The organism is Roseomonas genomospecies 6 (genome assembly GCF_008365375.1).
Lineage (GTDB): Bacteria > Pseudomonadota > Alphaproteobacteria > Azospirillales > Azospirillaceae > Azospirillum.
In genome coordinates this window covers 164,642-181,981 of the sequence record NZ_QOKW01000003.1, presented here as the reverse complement: position 1 = coordinate 181,981, position 17,340 = coordinate 164,642, and the positions used below count along the sequence as shown (strand labels likewise).

Sequence of the window (17,340 nt, the reverse complement as noted above, 5' to 3'; positions counted from 1 at the left end):
CCGTCTTGTCCTGGACAAGCCCGCCCCGCTGGGTCAAAGAGAAAGCATCGAAAGTGGTGGGGCCGGGGCGAGGGCCATCGTCGGTCCGATCTCCGCCCTCCCGTTCACTGCTGAGGACGATCGACCCGCGTGACGAGACGCGCCCATCATCGGTGGTTGGGGACCCTTGCCGCCGCCCTGCTGGCGGTGACGCTTGCCCCGCCGCCGGCGCAGGCGGACCCCCGCTTCGTGCCCGGGCCCTGCTGGTTCTCCGTGCCGGAGGGCGAGGCCGCGCTGTGCGGCACCGTCGGCGTGCCCGACCGGCGCGACCGTCCCGCGACGCGGGCTTTCCGCCTGCCGGTTGTCGTGCTGCTGTCCACCGCCAAGCAGCCCTCCCCCGATCCGGTGCTGTTCCTGGAGGGCGGCCCCGGCGCCTCCCCCTTCGGCAGCGGCGAGGCGGTGGAGGAGCGGATGGAGGTCTGGTGGTCCCTGACCGCGGGATTCCGCCGGACGCGCAACGTGGTCCTGTTCGACCCGCGCGGGGCCGGACGGGCGGAACCGGACACCGATTGCCCGGAACTGGACGTGCTGGGCGCCTCGCCCCGCCCCCGCCCGGTGTCGCGCGACCGCCGCGCCGCTCTGGAGCGCACGGCCCTCGCCGCCTGCCGCGACCGCTTCACCGCCAACGGGCTGGACGGCGCCATGTTCACCACGCCCACCGCCGCCGACGACGCCATGGACGTCGCCGCGGCGCTGGGGGCGCAGCGGGTCAACCTGTTCGCCGTGTCCTACGGCACGCGGGTGGCGCTGGAGATCCTGAGGCGCCACGGCGGGCGGGTGCGCACGGCGGTGATGGATTCCATCTACCCGCCCGACGTGAACGCGACGGAGGAGGCTCCGTGGCTGGTCCATCGGGCCTTCCGGCGCCTGTTCGACGACTGCGCGGCCAACCGCGCCTGCCGCGCCGCCCATCCGGACCTGGAACGCCATCTCCTGGAACTGGTGGAGCGGCTGGGCAAGGCTCCGGTGGACGTTCCCGCCGGCGATCCGGGAATTCCCCGCTGGATCAGGCTGGACAGCGCCGCCGCCCTGTCGGCCCTTCTGGAAGCCATGGCGGAGGGAGAGAGCGTGCCCCGCATTCCCGCCCTGATCGAGCGGGCGTGGGGCGGGCGCTATGACCGCCTGTCCGACTGGGTGCCCGCTCCCTGGCTGGGCGATCCCGACTCGGCGGAAGGCATGGCCTTCTCCATCGAATGCCGCGAGACGGTGAACCCCGCCGATCCGCTGCGGCTGGCCGACAACGCGCGCCGCTTCGCCCCCTACGGCGCCGTCACCGCCGACGACCCGGGGCGGCGCGTCTGCGCCCAATGGCCCGCCGCCGCGCAGGAGCCGTTCGAGCGGCTTCCGGTGGCCAGCCCGGTGCCGGTGCTGCTGCTTTCCGGCGCCTACGACCCGCTGACCCCTCCGGAATGGGCGGAGCGCGCCGCGGCGACCCTGCCGAAAAGCCGGCATCTGGTCTTCCGCAGCGCCGGCCATCTGGTCACGGCGTCCGACGACTGCGCCGTCGCCGCCGCCACCCAGTTCGTGGAATCGGAGACTCTTCCGGCCAACGCCTGCCCGGCGGCGGCGAAGCCGCCGGGGTTCGCGGCGCCATGAAGCGCGCCATGAACGGCGTTATGCCAGCGCGTCCAGCATGAAGGCCGGCAGGGCGAAGCTGGCGGCGTGGATGTCGGGCGTGTAGTAGCGGGTGGTCAGCCCCGCCGCCGCGAATCGCGGACGGATCGCCTCCGCCGTCTGGCGGCGCAGCGCCTCGTCGTCGGTCGCCCAGCCGAAGGCCATGAAGCCGCCGTAATAGCTGGGGACCGGCGCCACGAAGAAGCCGGCGTCCCTGAACAGCCGCCCCAGCCGCCGGTGGCTGTCCTTCAACTCGCCCGGCTGGAGGAAGGGAACGCCGTTCTGGGTGAGCAGCACGCCGCCGGGAGTCAGCCGGGCCTTGCAGTCGGCGTAGAACTCCTCCGTGAACAGGACGGCGCCCGGCCCGTGGGGGTCGGTGGAATCGACGATGATGACGTCGAACCGCTCCGCCGTCTCCTTCACGGCCTCATTCTTGACGAAGGCGCAGCCGTCGGCGATCACCAGATCGGTGCGCGGATCGTCGAAGGCCCCGGCGCTGATGGAGGGCAGGTGGGCGATGGACAGGTCCACGACGGTCCGGTCGATCTCCACCATCGTCACCCGCTCCACCGCCTTGTGCTCCAGGCAGCGGCGCAGCATGCCGCCGTCGCCGCCGCCCACGATCAGCACGCGGCGGACGCGCCCATGCGCCAGGATCGGCACATGGGTCAGCATCTCGTGATAAACGAACTCGTCGCCCTCGGTGGTCTGGATGACGCCGTCCAGCGCCATCACGCGACCCAGGACCGGGTTTTCGAAGATCACCAGATCCTGGAGGCCGGTGCGGTCGCGGTGCAGGACGCGGCCCATGCGCAGGCGCTGGGCCACGTCCGGATACAGCGTCTCGTCGTACCAGCCTTCGGTGGAGTCGCCGCTCATGATTCGGTTTCGCCGCGCAGCAGCTCGTCGCACTTCACGCCGGTCGGCTTGAAGGCGCGCTCCAGCACCGGAATGGCCTTCATGGGCTGGGCGTCGCCGCACATGAAGATGTCGAGCGCGGCGTAACCGCGTTCCGGCCAGGTGTGGATGCTGATGTGCGACTCGGCCAGCACCGCCACGCCGGAGATGCCGCCGTTCGGCGTGAAATGATGCAGGTGGATGTGCAGGAGCGTCGCCCCCGCCACCTCGACCGACTCGATCAGGGTGGAGCGGACATGGTCCAGCTCGTCCAGGCGCTGCGCACCCCACAGATCGACGATCAGGTGCGTGCCGGCGCAGACCTTGCCATCGCGGACGATGAAATGGTCCTTCCGGTCGTCTTGGGATTCCTTCCAAGGACCAGTGGTGATGTTGGTCCGGTCGGAGGTTTGGCCTTCCGTTTGGGCTTTCCTTGGATCGCTTCCCAAGTGCATCCCCAATTGGAAGAGAGAAGCGGTCTTCGCCATCGTTCTCCCCCATCAGCAGATGTTCCGCGCAAGTGTCGCGGAGAAGGGCGCCATATGGGACAAATTGGTATACGAATCAACAGAATTCTTCAAAATTCTTCCCCGCCACCCGCCCTGTGCTTCGCCGCACCCCTCTGGTGCCGCGCGCCGCGGCGGCGCATAATCGGTCCCTCACCACCGTCCGGGCCGGGCCGGCGGTGCCGTCTTCGGGAGTCACCATGGTTCGCAAACCGCTGATCGGCGTTCCCGCCTGCACCCGCATGATGGGCGAACACCCCTTCCACGTTGCGGGCGACAAGTATGTGCGCGCGGTGTCGGACGGGGCCGGCGGCATGCCGCTGCTGATCCCGGCGCTGGGGACGGCGCTGGACATGGAGGACGTGGCCGGGCAGCTCGACGGGCTGCTGGTCACCGGAAGCCCGTCGAACGTGGAGCCGCACCGCTACGGCGGGTCGCCCAGCGAGCCGGGGACCCTGCACGACCCGGAGCGCGACGACACCACCCTGCCGCTGATCCGCGCGGCGCTGGAGATGGGCGTGCCTCTGCTGGGCATCTGCCGCGGCTTCCAGGAGCTGAACGTGGCGCTGGGCGGCACGCTGCACCAGCGGGTGCACGAGCTGCCGGGCTACGCCAACCACCGCGAGGACAAGGAGGCGCCGCTGGCCGTGCAGTACGGGCCGGCCCACGGCGTCCGGCTGACGCCCGGCGGCGTGCTGGAGAGGCTGGCCGGCGGGGCGGCGTCGGTGACCGTCAACTCCCTGCACGGGCAGGGGATCGACCGGCTGGCCGACGGGCTGGCCGTGGAGGCGGTGGCGGAGGATGGGCTGGTCGAGGCGGTCCGGGTGGCGGGGGCGCCGGCCTTCGCGCTGGCCGTGCAGTGGCACCCGGAGTGGCGGTTCTGGGAGAACCCGCTGTCGGCGGCGATCCTGCGCGCCTTCGGAAGCGCCGCCGCCGAGCGGGCGCGGCGGCGCCTTTCCTGAAGGATGGCTTCAGGACAATAGAACAAGTCAACAATCGGCGGATGCCGCGTGCCCGTGGATTGGGCACGCTCCTGCCGTCAGCCGGCCCGCGAGACGCGGCGCAGGAAGTCGATGAGCTGCGCCTGCTCCTCCGGCGAGAGATCCTTCACCATGGCCTTGTCATGGGCCTGGATGCGCGGGATCAGCTCGTCCAGCAGCTTTTCGCCTTCCGGGGACAGACGGAGCGCGTAGGAGCGGCGGTCGTTGGGCGAGGGCGCCCGGATGACCAGACCGCGCGACTCGAGCCGGTCGATGACCGCGACCATGGTCGAACGGTCGATGCCCACCGCCGAGCCCAGATCGGACTGCGACAGGCCCTCGTTCTCCTTGATCATGATCAGCACGCCGAACTGGCCCGGCGTCATGTCGTGGGGCGCCACGGCGTTCTGGAAGCTCTGGAAAACGGCCACCTGCGCCTTGCGCAGATTGTAGCCGACCAGCTCCGGCAGAGGGCCGAGAGCCATCTTGCCGGACTTGCTGGGACGCTGGCGGGTGCGCCGGTCCGCAGGGGTGGGACGGTCGATGTCGGTCAACGTGAAAGCCATCGTTTATTGACTAGTCTATTGGTCGTGTAAAATGCAGGCAGGTGCCGAATTTGTCAGCAAGAACCACACAATCCGCATCATATGCATAGCAGACATTCCTGTTGTGCATTGGTTGCGCCTGAAAGCGGCTCCACCTCTAGCCCTACGAAGTGATCGCGCTCCTGACACACCGGACCCCCCGGAACCAGGCATGCCGGCGCGGTTGCCCGCCGACGGTTCATTCCCCTGCCGCAGGCGGGCTCCAACAACGGAGCTTCCGACGCCCGGTCCCCCCCAGACCGGGCGTCACCGCGCAAGAGCCCCGGCCCAACGGCTGGGGCTTTTTTCCGGTGCTCTTTCCGGTAGGGTGGTTGCCCGAACCGCACCCCATCCGAAAGAAAGGCGCGCCATGGCCTACGCCATCCCCCTGTGGCCCCAGCCCACCGTTCCGGTCGCCGGCGGCGATCCGTTCCCGGTCCGCCGCATCTATTGCGTCGGCCGCAACTACGCCGCCCACGCGCGGGAGATGGGCGCCGATCCGGACCGCGAGCCGCCCTTCTTCTTCATGAAGCCCGCCGACGCCATCGTCGCCGACGGCACCGCCATCCCCTACCCGCCCCGGACGGCCAACCTGCACCATGAGATCGAGCTGGTCGTGGCCATCGGCACCGGCGGGCGCGACATCCCGGTGGAACGCGCGCTGGACCATGTCTACGGTTACGGCGTGGGGCTGGACATGACCCGCCGCGACCTGCAAAACGCGGCCAAGAAGGAAGGCAAGCCCTGGGACATGGGCAAGGGCTTCGACCAGTCCGCCCCCTGCGGCACGCTGCGCCGCGCCGCCGACATCGGCCATCCCGACAAGGGTGCGGTGACGCTGTCGGTCAACGGCGCGCCGCGCCAGAAGGGCGACCTGTCGGACCTGATCTGGTCCGTGTCCGAAACGATCTCCTACCTGTCGGGTCTGGTGGAGCTTCAGCCGGGCGACCTGATCTACACCGGCACGCCGGAGGGCGTCGGCCCGGTGGTGGCCGGGGACCGTCTGGAAGGCGCCGTCGAGGGCGTCGGCACCATCGCCGTCACCATCGCCTGAGGCCGGAAGCACGGGATGCGCATCGCCACCTGGAACATCAACTCCGTCCGCATGCGGATGGACCTGCTGCTGCGCCTGATCGACGAGGCGCAGCCGGACGTCGTCTGCCTTCAGGAAACCAAGGTCGTGGACGCGGACTTCCCCATGGCCCCGCTGGCCGAGAAGGGATACGTCCACGCCCACATCCACGGGATGAAGAGCTACAACGGCGTCGCCATCCTGTCGAAGCTGCCCTTCACGTCGCGCGACGTGCAGCACTGGTGCGGCAAGCAGGACTGCCGCCACGTCTTCGCCGAACTGCCGGGCGGGATCGAGCTGCACAGCGTCTACATCCCGGCGGGCGGAGACATTCCGGACCCGGAACAGAACGACAAGTTCGCCCACAAGCTTCAGTTCGTGGACGAAATGACCGAGTGGTGGACGACCCGGCGCAGCCCGGACCGCCGCATGGTGATGGTGGGCGACCTGAACATCGCGCCGCTGGAGAACGACGTCTGGAGCCACAAGGAGCTTCTGAAGATCGTCTCCCACACCCCGGTGGAGGTGGCGAAGCTGACGGCGATGCAGGCGTCCATCGGCTGGGTGGACGCGGTGCGCCATTTCGTTCCGCCCACGGAAAAGCTCTACACCTGGTGGAGCTACCGCGCGAAGGACTGGGCGGCCTCCGACCGCGGGCGGCGCCTGGACCACATCTGGGTCACCCCGCCGCTGAAGGACGCGCTGAAGGGTCACCGCATCCTGCGCGAGGCCCGCGGCTGGGAGCCGAAGCCGTCGGACCATGTTCCGGTGGTGGTCGATCTGGACGTGTGATCGGAGGGGTCTTGTAGAGGGATAGTATTTACCACGAAGACACAAAGACATTAAGATTTTCACGAAGCAATTATATTCATTCTTCGTGCTTATCTTTGTGTCTTCGTGTCTTTGTGGTGATCCCTTCACACCGCGACCAGCGGCACATTCATCGCAACCACCTCCACCGTCCCATCCTCCTCGACCCGGAAGCGATGGGCGCAGCCGTCGGTCAGCCGGTGGGCGGGCTTGTCCACCATGTCCCAGCCGGTGGCCAGCGCGTAGAGCGCGCGCATCACCCCGTTGTGGGCCACCGCCCCGGTCGGCACGCCCTGCGCCGCCACCTCCGCCAGCCAGGGGATCAGCCGCTTCTGCACGTCGCGCGGGCTTTCCCCGCCCGGCGCCCGGAAGTCGAGGCCCATCCGCTCGCGGTCGGCGGTCAGGGCGCCGCTCGCCCGCAACTCCTCCAGCAGGCGGCCTTCCCACGCGCCCCAGCTCATTTCCACCAGACGGGGTTCCGGCGCGGGGTCCAGGCCCAGCAGTTGGGCCGTCTCCCAGGCCCGCCGCTTCGGGCTGGCGACCCAGCGGTAGCCCAGCACGTCCGCCGGCAGTCTCCAGGCCGCGACTCGGGCGCGGCCCTCGTCGGACAGCGGCTCGTCGATGCCGCCCTGGAGACGGTGCGCGGCGTTCCAGGCGGTCGGTCCGTGGCGCAGGATGATCAGGTCGGTCATGGGCTCCCTTTCCGCGCGGCGCGCCGGACCACCGCGTCCAGCGCCTCCACCGCGATGGACAAATCGTGTTCAGACGCGGTGATGCGGCGCGCGGCCTCGCCGAAGCGGCGGCGCATGCCGGGGTCCCCAAGCAGCATGGCGACCGCGGCGGCGAAGGCGTCCGCGTCGCCCACCGGCGGCAGCAGGCCGGTCACCCCGTCCCGCACCACGTCCGGCACCCCGCCGGTGCGCCCCGCCACGACTGGCAGCCCGGCGGCCTGGGCCTCCAGCAGGGCCATGCCGTAGGCTTCGTTCACCGCCGGCCAGACCATCAGGTCGGCGGCGGCGTAGAGCGCGGCGAGGTCGGATGAATCCTGCTGGCCGAGGAACTTAACTCCCTCCCCCGCCCAGCGGGGGAGGGTCGGGGTGGGGGCAAGTGCGCCTCCACCGAACAGCGCTTCGATCCGGGGACGAGCGGGGCCGTCGCCGACGATGAGCAGGTGGTGAGTGGGCAAGGCGCTTGCCCCCACCCCGGCCCTCCCCCGCAAAGCAGGGGAGGGAGATAAAGCCTGCGCCAGAATCTCGTACGAGCGTTCCTTGTCGCCGCCGCGCATCATGCCGACGGCCAGCAGCCAGGGCACGTCCGGGTTCAGGCCGTAACGCTCCGCCATCGCCGCCCGGTGCCGGTCGCGCTCGTCCGCCGCCACCGCGAAGGGGCGGGTGTCCAGGAAGGGCCGCAGCCGCACCAGCCGGTCCGGCGAGCCGAGCAGCGGCAGCACCCCCTCCGCATCGTGGCCGGCGAGGTTGACCACGGCGGCGGCCTGCCGGATCGCCGCCTCCGCGGCGCGATGGCCGGCGGCGAAGGGGCCGGTGGCGCGCTTGGGCGCGAAGGACGCCTCCGCCGCCACATAGGGGATGCCGAAGCGGCGGCTGACCGCCGGGCCGATCCAGTCCGGCGCCTTGTGGTACAGGTGGTAGGTGAACCAGAGGTCCGGCGGATCGTCCCGCCAGCGCGCCGTCAGGCGGTCGGCGCAGCGCGCGCCCAGCGCCGCCAGACGCTCCGCCCGGCCCGGTCGGCTCCCGTCGTCCCAGCTTCGCAGGGTGCAGGCGAGGGTCACCGTGTGACCGGCGCCCTCCAGCGCGGCCATCAGCAGCCGGGCCATGCGCCGGTCGCCCGAGGGCACCGGGTGGGTGGGGGCCTTCAGCGGGGCGTAGAAGGCGATGCGCATGCCGGCCCCGGCGACGGGAAGGAAAGGGACGTCAGAAGGGAGTCGGTTCCAGCGCGCAGATGACGCGGTTCCGCCCGGCGGCCTTGGCGCGGTACAGCGCCTCGTCGGCGTTGGACAGCATGGCGTCCACGCCGCGCGACCCGGCGGCGCAGCAGGCCACGCCGATCGACACGGTGAAGCGGACCGTCTCCGCCCCCGCCGCCACGGTCAGTTCCGCCGTGCGGCGGCGGATGCGCTCCGCCACCATGCGCGCCCCGGCGATGTCGGTCTCCGGCAGAAGGATGGCGAACTCCTCCCCGCCCGTGCGGCCCAGCAGGTCGTTCTCCCGCAGCAGCGACCGGCAGGCGGTGGTGAAGGTCCGCAGCGCCTCGTCCCCCACCGCGTGGCCGTGGGTGTCGTTGATGCTTTTGAAGTGGTCGATGTCGAGCATCAGCAGGCTGGCCGCGCGGCCATAGCGGCGGGCGCGGGCCAGTTCCTGTTCCGCCGCCTCGACGAAATGGCGGCGGTTGGACACGCCGGTCAGGGAGTCGGTGATCGAGAGATGGCGCAGCCGCTCCTCCGATTCCTTCAGCGCCGTCACGTCGTTGATGAGGACGTAGATGACCGGCAGCCCTTCCCAGGGCAGGGGCGACATGCTGACCTGGACGAAGGTCCGCCGCCCGTCCGTGGACACCATCACCCCGTCCTTCGACCGCACCAGCTCCCGCCCGCGCAGGCAGCGCAGGAAGGCGTCCCGCTGGTCTTCGATGCCCGATTCCTCCACGAAATCCAGGAAATGGCGCCCGACCAGGGCGTCGCCGCTCTGGCCCAGGATGCGCGTGGCCTCCTGGTTGGCGAAGACGATGCCCATTTCCTGGTGAATCAGCAGGCCGGCGGGCAGCAGGTCGAGCAGGTCGCCCAGCTTGCTGCGCGCCACGGACAGCTCGTGGCTGGTCGCCACGGCGTCCGTGTCGTCGTCCAATTCGAAAAAGGAAAGGAGATCCGGGGCAGCCGGTTCGGAAAGGATCGACATGACGTCGCAAGAGTGGAGCAAAGCCGCACTCTATCCCGTCATCGACCGCCGTGCAATGCACAGCATCCCCCGAATGGTATAAGAGACGTCTGGCTATTTTCGGTTGTGAAACGTCCGTGCAGCCGGTCGATGCCAAAATCGCTGCCGAAATCGCGCCGCACCCGCGCGGCCCCCGCCGCCCCCAGCGCCGCGCGGCGGGCCGGGTCGCGGATCAGCGACTCCAGCGCGGCGGCCAGAGCCGACGGGTCCTCCGGCTCCACCAGCGTGCCGGTGATCCCATCCCCGATCAGCTCCGCCACCGCCGCGGCGCGTGTGGACAGGCAGGCCAGCCCCTGGCTTTGCGCCTCCATCAGCACGTTGGGCAGCCCGTCGCGGTCGCCGTCGCGCGCCGTGCGGCAGGGCAGGACGAACAGGTCGGCGCGGCGGTACTGGGCGATCACCGCGTCCTGGGCCTTCGCCCCCAGCCAGTCGATCCGCCCGTCCAGACCCAGCGCCGCCGCCTGCGCCTTCAGCGCCGCCAGCCGATCGCCGCCGCCGATGTGGGTCCAGCGCCAGTGCAGCCCGGCGGGCAGGCGCGCCAGAGCGTCCAGCAGAAGGTCGAACCCCTTCTTCTCCACCGCCCGCCCGACCGACAGCAGCCGGACGGGGTCGGCGGGATCGCCGCCGTCCCGCGCCGGGCGGGTGTCCGGCGGGTTGGGGAAGCGGCTGAAGTCCAGCCCGTGATAGAGCAGTTCCACCCGCTCCGGCTCCGGCGCCAGAGCGCGCAGCCGGGCGAGGCCGAGCGCCGTACAGGTGACGCCCCAGCGCGCCTCCGCCAGCTTGTCCCGCAAGTCCCAGTCGGGGGAGGTCCAGATGTCCTTGGCGTGGGCGGAGAAGCTCCAGGGCAGCCCGGTCAGCAGCGCTGCGTAGCGCGCCACGCTGGCCGGGGTGTGCAGGAAATGGGTGTGCAGCCAGGTGACGTCCGCCGGAAGCTCCGCCGCCAGCACGCAGGCCTGTCCGAAGCGGCGGACGCGGTTGCGGCTGGGGTCACGCCGCAGGTCGGCCATCCAGGCGGCCCGCGCCGCCCGCCAGCCGGGGCGCCGCCGCGCCGCGGCCAGCGCGCGCATCAGCCGGGCCGGCTCGTCGTGCAGATATTCGGGCAGATGGGCGACCGGGGCGGCGACGCGGCGGTTCAGCTCGTGCACCGCCTTGTCGGTCGGTTGACGCAGGCTGACGATCAGTTGACGCAACCCCCGCCGCTCCAGCCCCAGGATCTCCTGCGCGATGAAGGTCTCGGACAGGCGGGGCCAGCCCTTGACGATGACGGCGACGGTCACGCCATGCCCCCTGCGGCCAACGGGCGTTCGAGGATGCCGGGTTCGGCCGCGGGCTTCGGCAGGTAGCGCGCCGACAGGCGGTTGACGCTCTCCAGACCGCCCAGAAGGCCCGGCACCACGACGGAGGAGGGGGGCGCCTGCCAGGGCAGCCGGCGCAGCGCCGCCGCCATCGCCGCGGCGTCGCGCACCCCGTCGTCCATCAGGACGGAGACCAGACCCAGTTCCTGCGCGCGGGCGGCGCGGATGGTCTGCTCGCGCCGCGGCACCTCGCGCGGGACGATCAGCGCCTTCTTGTCGAAGGACAGGATCTCGCAGAAGGTGTTGTAGCCGCCCATGGCGACCACCCCCACCGCGCCTTGCATCAGCCGCTCGATCCGCGCCTCGAAGGCGGTGGCCTCGACGTTGGGCAGGGCGTCGGCGCGGGCCAGGAACTCGGCCTGGAGGTCCGGCTGCATGAAGGGGCCGAACACCAGGACCGCACGGTAGGGGATGCCCGGATCGCTCTCGTAGGCGCGCAGCACCCAGTCCACCAGCGCTTCCCCGTCGCCGCCGCCGCCGGGGGTGACCAGGATGTAGGGCTCGTCCGGAAGGCCCGGCCCGTGGGGAACCGCCGCCGGCACGGTGCGGTGCAGGTAGCCGGTGTAGACCATCTTGTCGCGCACCGACTGCGGGACCTCGATTCCCTCCAGCGGGTCGCAGATCTGCGGCAGGCCATAGGCCCAGATCTCGTCGTAGAGGGTCTCCAGCGCGGGCAGCACCTTCTTGCGCTCCCACTCCGGGGCGAGCAGGGCGGGCTCGTCCATCACGTCGCGCAGCCCCAGCACCAGCGGCACGCCGCGGCTCTTCAGAAGCTCCAGCGTCTCCCGCACCTCGCCGCGCAGGCCCAGCGGCTCCTTGTCCACGATGAACAGGTCGGGCTGGTAGATCTCCGCCGTGTGGCGGATCAGCGAGGCCCGCATGGACAGGATCTCGTCGATGTCCAGATGCAGGTTCAGCGCCGTGTATTCCCCGTTGCGCAGCTTGATGACGCCGGGAATGCGCACGAAGTCCACCCGCGTGCGGAAGTCGAAGCTGCCGACGATGGGCGATCCGGACAGGATCAGAACGGACAGGTTGCTGTAGCGCTCGACCAGCGCGTGGGCGATGGCCCGGCAACGGCGGAGATGGCCGAGGCCGAACGTGTCGTGGCTGTAGATGAGCACGCGGCCCGAGGTCGGACGTTCACTCATGGAGTTCCTACCTCTCCCGATTGGCCTCTTGTGTCCGGCCGCGGCTTGGCCGATGAACGGGTGTGCGTCATGCCGCCGTCACGATGGCGGCAGACCGCGTGCAGGCGAACCATATCCTCAACGGTCACGCGGCAGAGGGGGTAAGGTTTCCGCCTGCTCCCGGAACCGGCGTCCCCCTGCGTAGAATGGCGCTATGGAATCCAGCATTTTCCGATTCATCCTTCGGCACAGCGTCCGTCAGCAGATCGTGCTGACCCTGATGACCCTGGCGTCCTTCCCGTTTCTCTACGCCTCGCTCGACCTGCCGAAGCGGATCGTCAACGAGGCGATCGCCGGGAAGAAGCTGCCCGAATCATTTCTTGGCTTCCAACTCGACCAGGTCAGTTATCTGTTCGTCCTGTGCGGGCTGTTCCTGACTTTGGTGCTGGTCAACGGCGGCTTCAAGTACGTCATCAACACCTACAAGGGCCGCCTAGGCGAGCGGATGCTGCGCCGCCTGCGGTACGAGTTGTACGTGCGCGTCCTGCGCTTTCCCCTGCCCCGCTTCCGGAAGATGTCGCCGGGGGAGATCATCCCGATGATCACGGCGGAGGTGGAGCCGTTGGGCGGCTTCATCGGCGACGCCATCGCCATCCCGGTGTTCCAGGGCGGCACCCTTCTGGTCTACATCGCCTTCATCTTCATCCAGGACCCGGTGCTGGGGGCGGCGGCGGTGTCGCTGTACCCGTTCCAGGGCTGGCTCATTCCGCGGCTTCAGCGCAAGGTCAATCAACTCGGCAAACAGCGCGTGCGTGCCATGCGCCAGATCTCCGACCGCATCGGCGAAACGGTGTCGGGCATCCAGGAAGTGCACACCCACAACACGGCCTCCTGGCATCTGGCCGATATCAGCCACCGCCTGGGCGACGTGTACCGCATCCGGTTCGAGATTTACCAACGAAAGTTTTTTGTCAAATTCTTGAACAATTTCATCAATCAGTTGACGCCCTTCTTCTTCTATTCCATCGGTGGTTATCTGGTGATTCACGGCCAGCTCTCCTTCGGCGCGCTGGTCGCGGTGCTTGCCGCCTACAAGGATCTGGCCGCCCCCTGGAAGGAGCTTCTCGACTGGTACCAGCAGAAGGAGGACAACCGGATCAAGTACGAGCAGGTGGTGGAGCAGTTCCACGTCCCCGACCTGCTGGCCGAACGCCTGCTGCGCGAGGAGGAGGACGTGCCCTTCACCGGCAGCCTGTCCTTCCGCAACGTCGGGTTCGGGGAGGACGGCGGGTCGCCGATCCTGGAGGGCGTCACCTGCGAGATTCCGCTGGACGGCCACACCGCGCTGATCGGCGTCGGCTCCGGGCGGGACGAGCTGGCGCAACTCGCCGCCCGGGTGCTGCTGCCCTCGTCCGGCCAGATCCGGCTGGGCGACCGCGACTATGCGGAGCTGCCGGAGAGCGTGACCGGGCGCCGCGCCGCCTATGTCGGCGCCACCCCCTACCTGTTCGCCGCTTCGCTCTACGACAATCTCGTCTATGGGCTGCGTCACCGGCCCCTGCGCGAGAACGGCGACGGCGAGAAGGAGGCGGAACGGCGCAAGAAGCGGCTGACCGAATCGGTCCTGTCCGGCAACACCACCGACGACGTGGACGCGGACTGGATCGACTACGCCGCCGCCGGCTGCGACGGGCCGGAGGATCTGAAGGCCCGCATCCTGCGCGTGGTGACCATGGTGTCGCTGCACGACGACGTGTATGGGATGGGGCTGAACCGCACCGTCGATCCGGAGCGGAGCCCCGACGTGGCCGCCCGCGTGCTGGAGGCGCGCGACGCCATGCGCGCCATGATGCTGAACAACCCGGAGCTGGGGCGGCTGGTGGAGCGCTTCGACCCCGACCGCTACACCGCGAACGCCACGCTGGCGGAGAATCTGCTGTTCGGGACGCCGGTCGGCCCGGTGTTCCAGACCGACGCGCTGGCCTCCAACCCCTACATGCTGCATGTGCTGGACAAGGTGGGGCTGACCGGCACCATCCTGGAAACCGGCCACAAGGTGGCGGAGACCATGGTGGAGCTGTTCGCCGGCCTGCCGCCCGGGCATGAGTTCTTCGAGCGCTTCTCCTTCATCGGCTTCGCGGAATTGCCGGAGTATCAGGCCATCCTGGCGCGCATCGCGAAGGAGGGGCTGGACACGCTCAAGCCCGAGGAGCGGACCCGGCTGATGACCCTGCCCTTCAAGCTGATCGGCGCCCGCCACCGTCTGGGCCTGATGACGCCGGAGCTGCAGAAGAAGCTGCTGGAGGCGCGCCATCTCTTCGCCCGCGACCTGCCGGCGGACCTGAAGCACGCCGTCGCCTTCTTCGATCCGGCGGCCTACAACGCGGCGGCCAGCATCCAGGACAACATCCTGTTCGGGAAGACGGTCTACGGGCAGGCCCAGGTGCAGTCCAAGGTGGGCCGCATCGTGGCGGACCTGGTGGACCAGCTTCACCTGCGCGACACCATCGTGGAGGTCGGGCTGGACCACCCCGTGGGCGTCGCGGGGTCGCGCCTGTCCGCCGCCCAGCGCCAGAAGGCGGCGCTGGCCCGCGCCCTGCTGAAGCGTCCGGACCTTCTGGTGCTGAGCGAAGCGACCAGCGGCCTGGACACCAGCAGCCAGACCAAGGTCCACGCCGCGATCATGGGGGAACGCAAAGGATGTGGACTTGTGTGGGTTCTGCACCGCGCCGGCTTGGCACGGGCGTTCGAGCGAGTCATTGTGATGAAGGACGGGCGAATCGCCGAGCATGGCCGATTCGACGAGTTGAACACGCCCGGTACCCTGTTGCATGAGTTGGTGTCCGCCGAATGAAGCCGGCGGCGTTGAGGAGGCAGACGGCATGAGCATCGCCGAAGAAGTCAATTGCCTGCGCAGGATTCCCCTGTTCGCCAACATCGACACTTCCAAGCTCAAGCTTCTCGCCTTCACCAGCGAGCGGCTGAGCTTCCGTTCGGGCGACATCCTGTTCGAACAGGACGAGATGGGCACCTGCGCCTACATCCTGCTGCGCGGAGAGGCGGAGGTGATCGTGACCGGCCCCGGCGGGCCGCTGGCCGTCGCGACGCTGGGGTCCAACGAGATCGTCGGCGAGATCGCCATCCTGTGCGACGTGCCGCGCACCGCCACCGTCCGCGCCCGCTCCGACCTGGAGGCGCTGTGCGTGCCGAAGGACCATTTCCTTCAGATGATCGCCGACTTTCCGCAGATGGGGCTGGAGATCATGCGCTCCCTGGCCCATCGTCTGGAGCAGACCACCACGCGCCTGCGCGAGGTGCTGGCCGCCCAGGCGACCTGACACCCCGTGCGCGTCCTCTTCCACGTCCAGCATCTGCTGGGCATCGGGCATGACCGGCGGGCCGCTCTGATCGCGCGCGGGCTGGCCGACGCCGGGGTGGCGGTGACGGTTCTGCGCGGCGGGCACCCGGTGCCGGGGATCGACTACGGCCCGGCGGCGGAGATCGTCCAGCTTCCCCCCGCCCGCGCCGCCGACGGCACCTTCAAGACCCTGCTGGACGCGGACGACCGGCCCATCGACGACGAATGGCGCGCCCGGCGCCGCGTGATGGTGCTGGACTGTTTCGAACGGATTCGGCCCGACGCGCTGCTGGTCGAATCCTTCCCCTTCGGGCGCCGCGCCTTCCGGTTCGAGCTTCTGCCCCTGCTGGAGGCCGCCAAGGCCGCCGGGGCCGTCACCGCCTGTTCGGTGCGCGACATCCTGGTGACCAAGGCCAAGCCGGAACGGCTGGAGGAAACCGTTTCGACGGTGGAACGGCTGTTCGATTATGTGCTGGTCCATGGCGATCCGGACCTGATCCCCTTTGGGGCGACCTTCCCCGCAGCGGCGCGGATCGCGGACCGCATCAGCTACACCGGCTACGTCGCCGCCCCGCAAGGCGCGGACACCGGATCGGCGGATGGAACGGACGAGGTGATCGTGTCGGTGGGCGGCGGGGCGGTCGGCCTGCCGCTGCTGCGGGCGGCGCTGGCCGCGCGTGCGTCAACAGGCACCGCACTTGACGCACCATGGCGCCTGCTGGCCGGGCCGGACGTGCCGGAGGAGGCGTTCCGCGCGCTGGCCGCCGAGGCCCCGCCGGGGATCATCCTGGAGCGGGCGCGCCCCGACTTCCCCGCCCTGCTCCGCCGGTGCCGCCTGTCGGTCAGCCAGGCCGGCTACAACACGGTGCTGGACGTGCTTCAGGCCGGCTGCCGGGCCGTGCTGGTCCCCTTCGCCGCCGGCAGCGAGACGGAGCAGGCCACCCGCGCCCGCCTGCTGGAGGAGCGGGGCCGGCTGGCCGTGGTGGAGGAGGCCACCCTGACGCCGCAATCGCTGGCCGAGGGCATGGCGAAGGCGCTCGCCCTGCCCCCGCCGCCCGCCCTTCCCGTCCGCCTGGACGGCGCCGCCGCCACCGCCCGCCTGCTGCGGGACGCGGTGGCCGACCGCAGGGCCAACAGCCTCTAAACCGATTGGGAGACTTGGATTTTTCCGGTCCGGAGGCCATGCTGACGCTCACCCCATGCCCCGGCCACTGCTTTGCGATGACCGTGACCGCCACCACCAATTCCGACAGCCCGCCGCGCGCCGGTTGGGACGCGCTGGACGCCGAGTTGGACGCCTGGGCCGCCGCCGGGCGCACCGCCGGCTTCTGGTGGCGCGACGACGACGCCGTCGAACCGACGCTGGCGCTGGACCGGATGTTCGCCCTGTCCCTGGAGACCGGCGCGCCGCTGGCGCTGGCCGTCATCCCGGCGGGCGTCAAGGACTCCCTCGCCCACGCCCTGGGTCCGGTCCCCACCGTTACGGTGCTTCAGCACGGCTGGTCGCACACCAACCACGCCGCGCCCCCCGCGAAGAAGGCGGAGCTGGGGGCGGACCGGCCCGCCGCCGCCGTTCTGGCCGAACTGGCGGAGGGGCGGAACATCCTGGACCGGCTCTTCGGGCCGCGTGCCCTGCCCGTTCTGGTGCCGCCCTGGAACCGCATCGCGCCCGCCGTGGCGGCGGGGCTTCCCTCGGCGGGCTTCACCGGCTTGTCCGTTTTCGGGCCGAGATGTGTGTCAACCGTCAACATGATGTGTGTCAATACACACACCGACCCGGTCGCCTGGAAGAACGGCAGGCGCTTCCTGGGCGAAGCGGAGTCGCTGGGCATGGCGGTGGCCCATCTGCGCGCCCGCCGGTTGGGTCTGGTGGATGCCGCCGAGCCGACCGGCCTGTTGACGCACCATTTGGCGATGGACGGTGAAACCTGGGCCTTCACCGCGCGTTTCCTGACGGTGACCCGCCGCCATCCGGCGGTCCGCTGGCTGCCTCCCGACACTCTGTTCGCCGACGCTCTGTTCGCCGCAGAAGGAATTGACTGAG

At 69.9% G+C, this 17,340-nt stretch carries 16 protein-coding genes; 8 read left to right on the top strand and 8 right to left on the bottom strand.

Features of this window, described 5'->3' with window-relative positions; all coding sequences use genetic code 11:
* Window positions 1-129: 129 nt before the first annotated feature.
* Window positions 130-1,635 carry an alpha/beta hydrolase gene (locus DS843_RS05400; protein ID WP_286191951.1) on the top strand — a complete coding sequence of 502 codons (1,506 nt, stop codon included), beginning with the start codon at window positions 130-132 and terminating at the stop codon, window positions 1,633-1,635.
* Between the two features lie 18 nt (window positions 1,636-1,653).
* Here DS843_RS05400 and speE read toward each other — a convergent pair whose 3' ends face one another.
* Both speE and speD read right to left on the bottom strand, forming a co-directional pair.
* A complete protein-coding gene (gene speE, locus DS843_RS05395; RefSeq protein WP_149467857.1) occupies window positions 1,654-2,532 on the bottom strand; it encodes a polyamine aminopropyltransferase in 879 nt (292 codons plus the stop codon).
* Window positions 2,529-3,038 carry an adenosylmethionine decarboxylase gene (speD, locus tag DS843_RS05390; protein ID WP_149467856.1) on the bottom strand — a complete coding sequence of 170 codons (510 nt, stop codon included), beginning with the start codon at window positions 3,036-3,038 and terminating at the stop codon, window positions 2,529-2,531. Before speD ends, speE begins: the two co-directional genes overlap by 4 nt.
* Before the next feature lie 218 nt (window positions 3,039-3,256).
* On the opposite strand from speD, the gene DS843_RS05385 reads away from it, so the two are divergent.
* On the top strand, window positions 3,257-4,018 hold the full coding sequence (locus DS843_RS05385; RefSeq protein WP_149467855.1) for a gamma-glutamyl-gamma-aminobutyrate hydrolase family protein: 762 nt from the start codon (window positions 3,257-3,259) through the stop codon (window positions 4,016-4,018).
* A 77-nt stretch (window positions 4,019-4,095) separates the two neighbouring features.
* On the opposite strand, the gene DS843_RS05380 is transcribed toward DS843_RS05385, so the two are convergent.
* Window positions 4,096-4,602 (bottom strand): MarR family winged helix-turn-helix transcriptional regulator, encoded by a 507-nt coding sequence (locus DS843_RS05380; protein ID WP_149467854.1) that lies wholly within the window; start codon window positions 4,600-4,602, stop codon window positions 4,096-4,098.
* A 388-nt stretch (window positions 4,603-4,990) separates the two neighbouring features.
* On the opposite strand from DS843_RS05380, the gene DS843_RS05375 reads away from it, so the two are divergent.
* Both DS843_RS05375 and xth read left to right on the top strand, forming a co-directional pair.
* Window positions 4,991-5,674, top strand: a complete 684-nt coding sequence (locus tag DS843_RS05375) for a fumarylacetoacetate hydrolase family protein (protein ID WP_149467853.1) — start codon at window positions 4,991-4,993, stop codon at window positions 5,672-5,674.
* A gap of 15 nt (window positions 5,675-5,689) precedes the next feature.
* Window positions 5,690-6,484, top strand: a complete 795-nt coding sequence (gene xth, locus DS843_RS05370; RefSeq protein WP_149467852.1) for an exodeoxyribonuclease III — start codon at window positions 5,690-5,692, stop codon at window positions 6,482-6,484.
* Window positions 6,485-6,609: 125 nt separating this feature from the next.
* Here the strand turns inward: xth and DS843_RS05365 are convergent, their stop codons facing one another.
* Genes DS843_RS05365 through DS843_RS05345 form a run of 5 tightly spaced genes read right to left on the bottom strand, consistent with a single transcriptional unit; the run spans window position 6,610 to window position 11,959 of the window.
* A complete protein-coding gene (locus tag DS843_RS05365) occupies window positions 6,610-7,194 on the bottom strand; it encodes a histidine phosphatase family protein (RefSeq protein ID WP_149467851.1) in 585 nt (194 codons plus the stop codon).
* Window positions 7,191-8,402 carry a glycosyltransferase family 4 protein gene (locus DS843_RS05360; RefSeq protein WP_149467850.1) on the bottom strand — a complete coding sequence of 404 codons (1,212 nt, stop codon included), beginning with the start codon at window positions 8,400-8,402 and terminating at the stop codon, window positions 7,191-7,193. The genes DS843_RS05365 and DS843_RS05360 overlap by 4 nt, the downstream gene beginning before the upstream one ends.
* Before the next feature lie 31 nt (window positions 8,403-8,433).
* Window positions 8,434-9,414, bottom strand: a complete 981-nt coding sequence (locus DS843_RS05355) for a sensor domain-containing diguanylate cyclase (RefSeq protein ID WP_149467849.1) — start codon at window positions 9,412-9,414, stop codon at window positions 8,434-8,436.
* A gap of 38 nt (window positions 9,415-9,452) precedes the next feature.
* Window positions 9,453-10,730, bottom strand: coding sequence for a glycosyltransferase family 4 protein (locus DS843_RS05350; RefSeq protein WP_149467848.1), 1,278 nt, complete (start codon window positions 10,728-10,730; stop codon window positions 9,453-9,455).
* Entirely contained in the window at window positions 10,727-11,959 is a 1,233-nt protein-coding gene (locus tag DS843_RS05345; protein WP_149467847.1) for a glycosyltransferase family protein, read from the bottom strand. The genes DS843_RS05350 and DS843_RS05345 overlap by 4 nt, the downstream gene beginning before the upstream one ends.
* 193 nt (window positions 11,960-12,152) lie before the next feature.
* On the opposite strand from DS843_RS05345, the gene DS843_RS05340 reads away from it, so the two are divergent.
* From DS843_RS05340 to DS843_RS05325, 4 genes are read left to right on the top strand one after another with little or no spacing between them, the layout of a single operon-like run.
* Complete coding sequence (locus DS843_RS05340; protein ID WP_149467846.1) at window positions 12,153-14,792, top strand: ABC transporter ATP-binding protein; 2,640 nt, start codon at window positions 12,153-12,155, stop codon at window positions 14,790-14,792.
* Window positions 14,793-14,820: 28 nt separating this feature from the next.
* Complete coding sequence (locus DS843_RS05335) at window positions 14,821-15,276, top strand: cyclic nucleotide-binding domain-containing protein (RefSeq protein ID WP_149467845.1); 456 nt, start codon at window positions 14,821-14,823, stop codon at window positions 15,274-15,276.
* Window positions 15,277-15,282: 6 nt separating this feature from the next.
* Complete coding sequence (locus tag DS843_RS05330; RefSeq protein ID WP_149467844.1) at window positions 15,283-16,440, top strand: glycosyltransferase family protein; 1,158 nt, start codon at window positions 15,283-15,285, stop codon at window positions 16,438-16,440.
* Window positions 16,441-16,478: 38 nt separating this feature from the next.
* The gene (locus DS843_RS05325; RefSeq protein ID WP_286191950.1) at window positions 16,479-17,339 is read left to right on the top strand and encodes a polysaccharide deacetylase family protein; all 861 of its coding nucleotides are present in this window, start codon (window positions 16,479-16,481) and stop codon (window positions 17,337-17,339) included.
* The last annotated feature ends 1 nt before the right edge of the window (window position 17,340 follow it).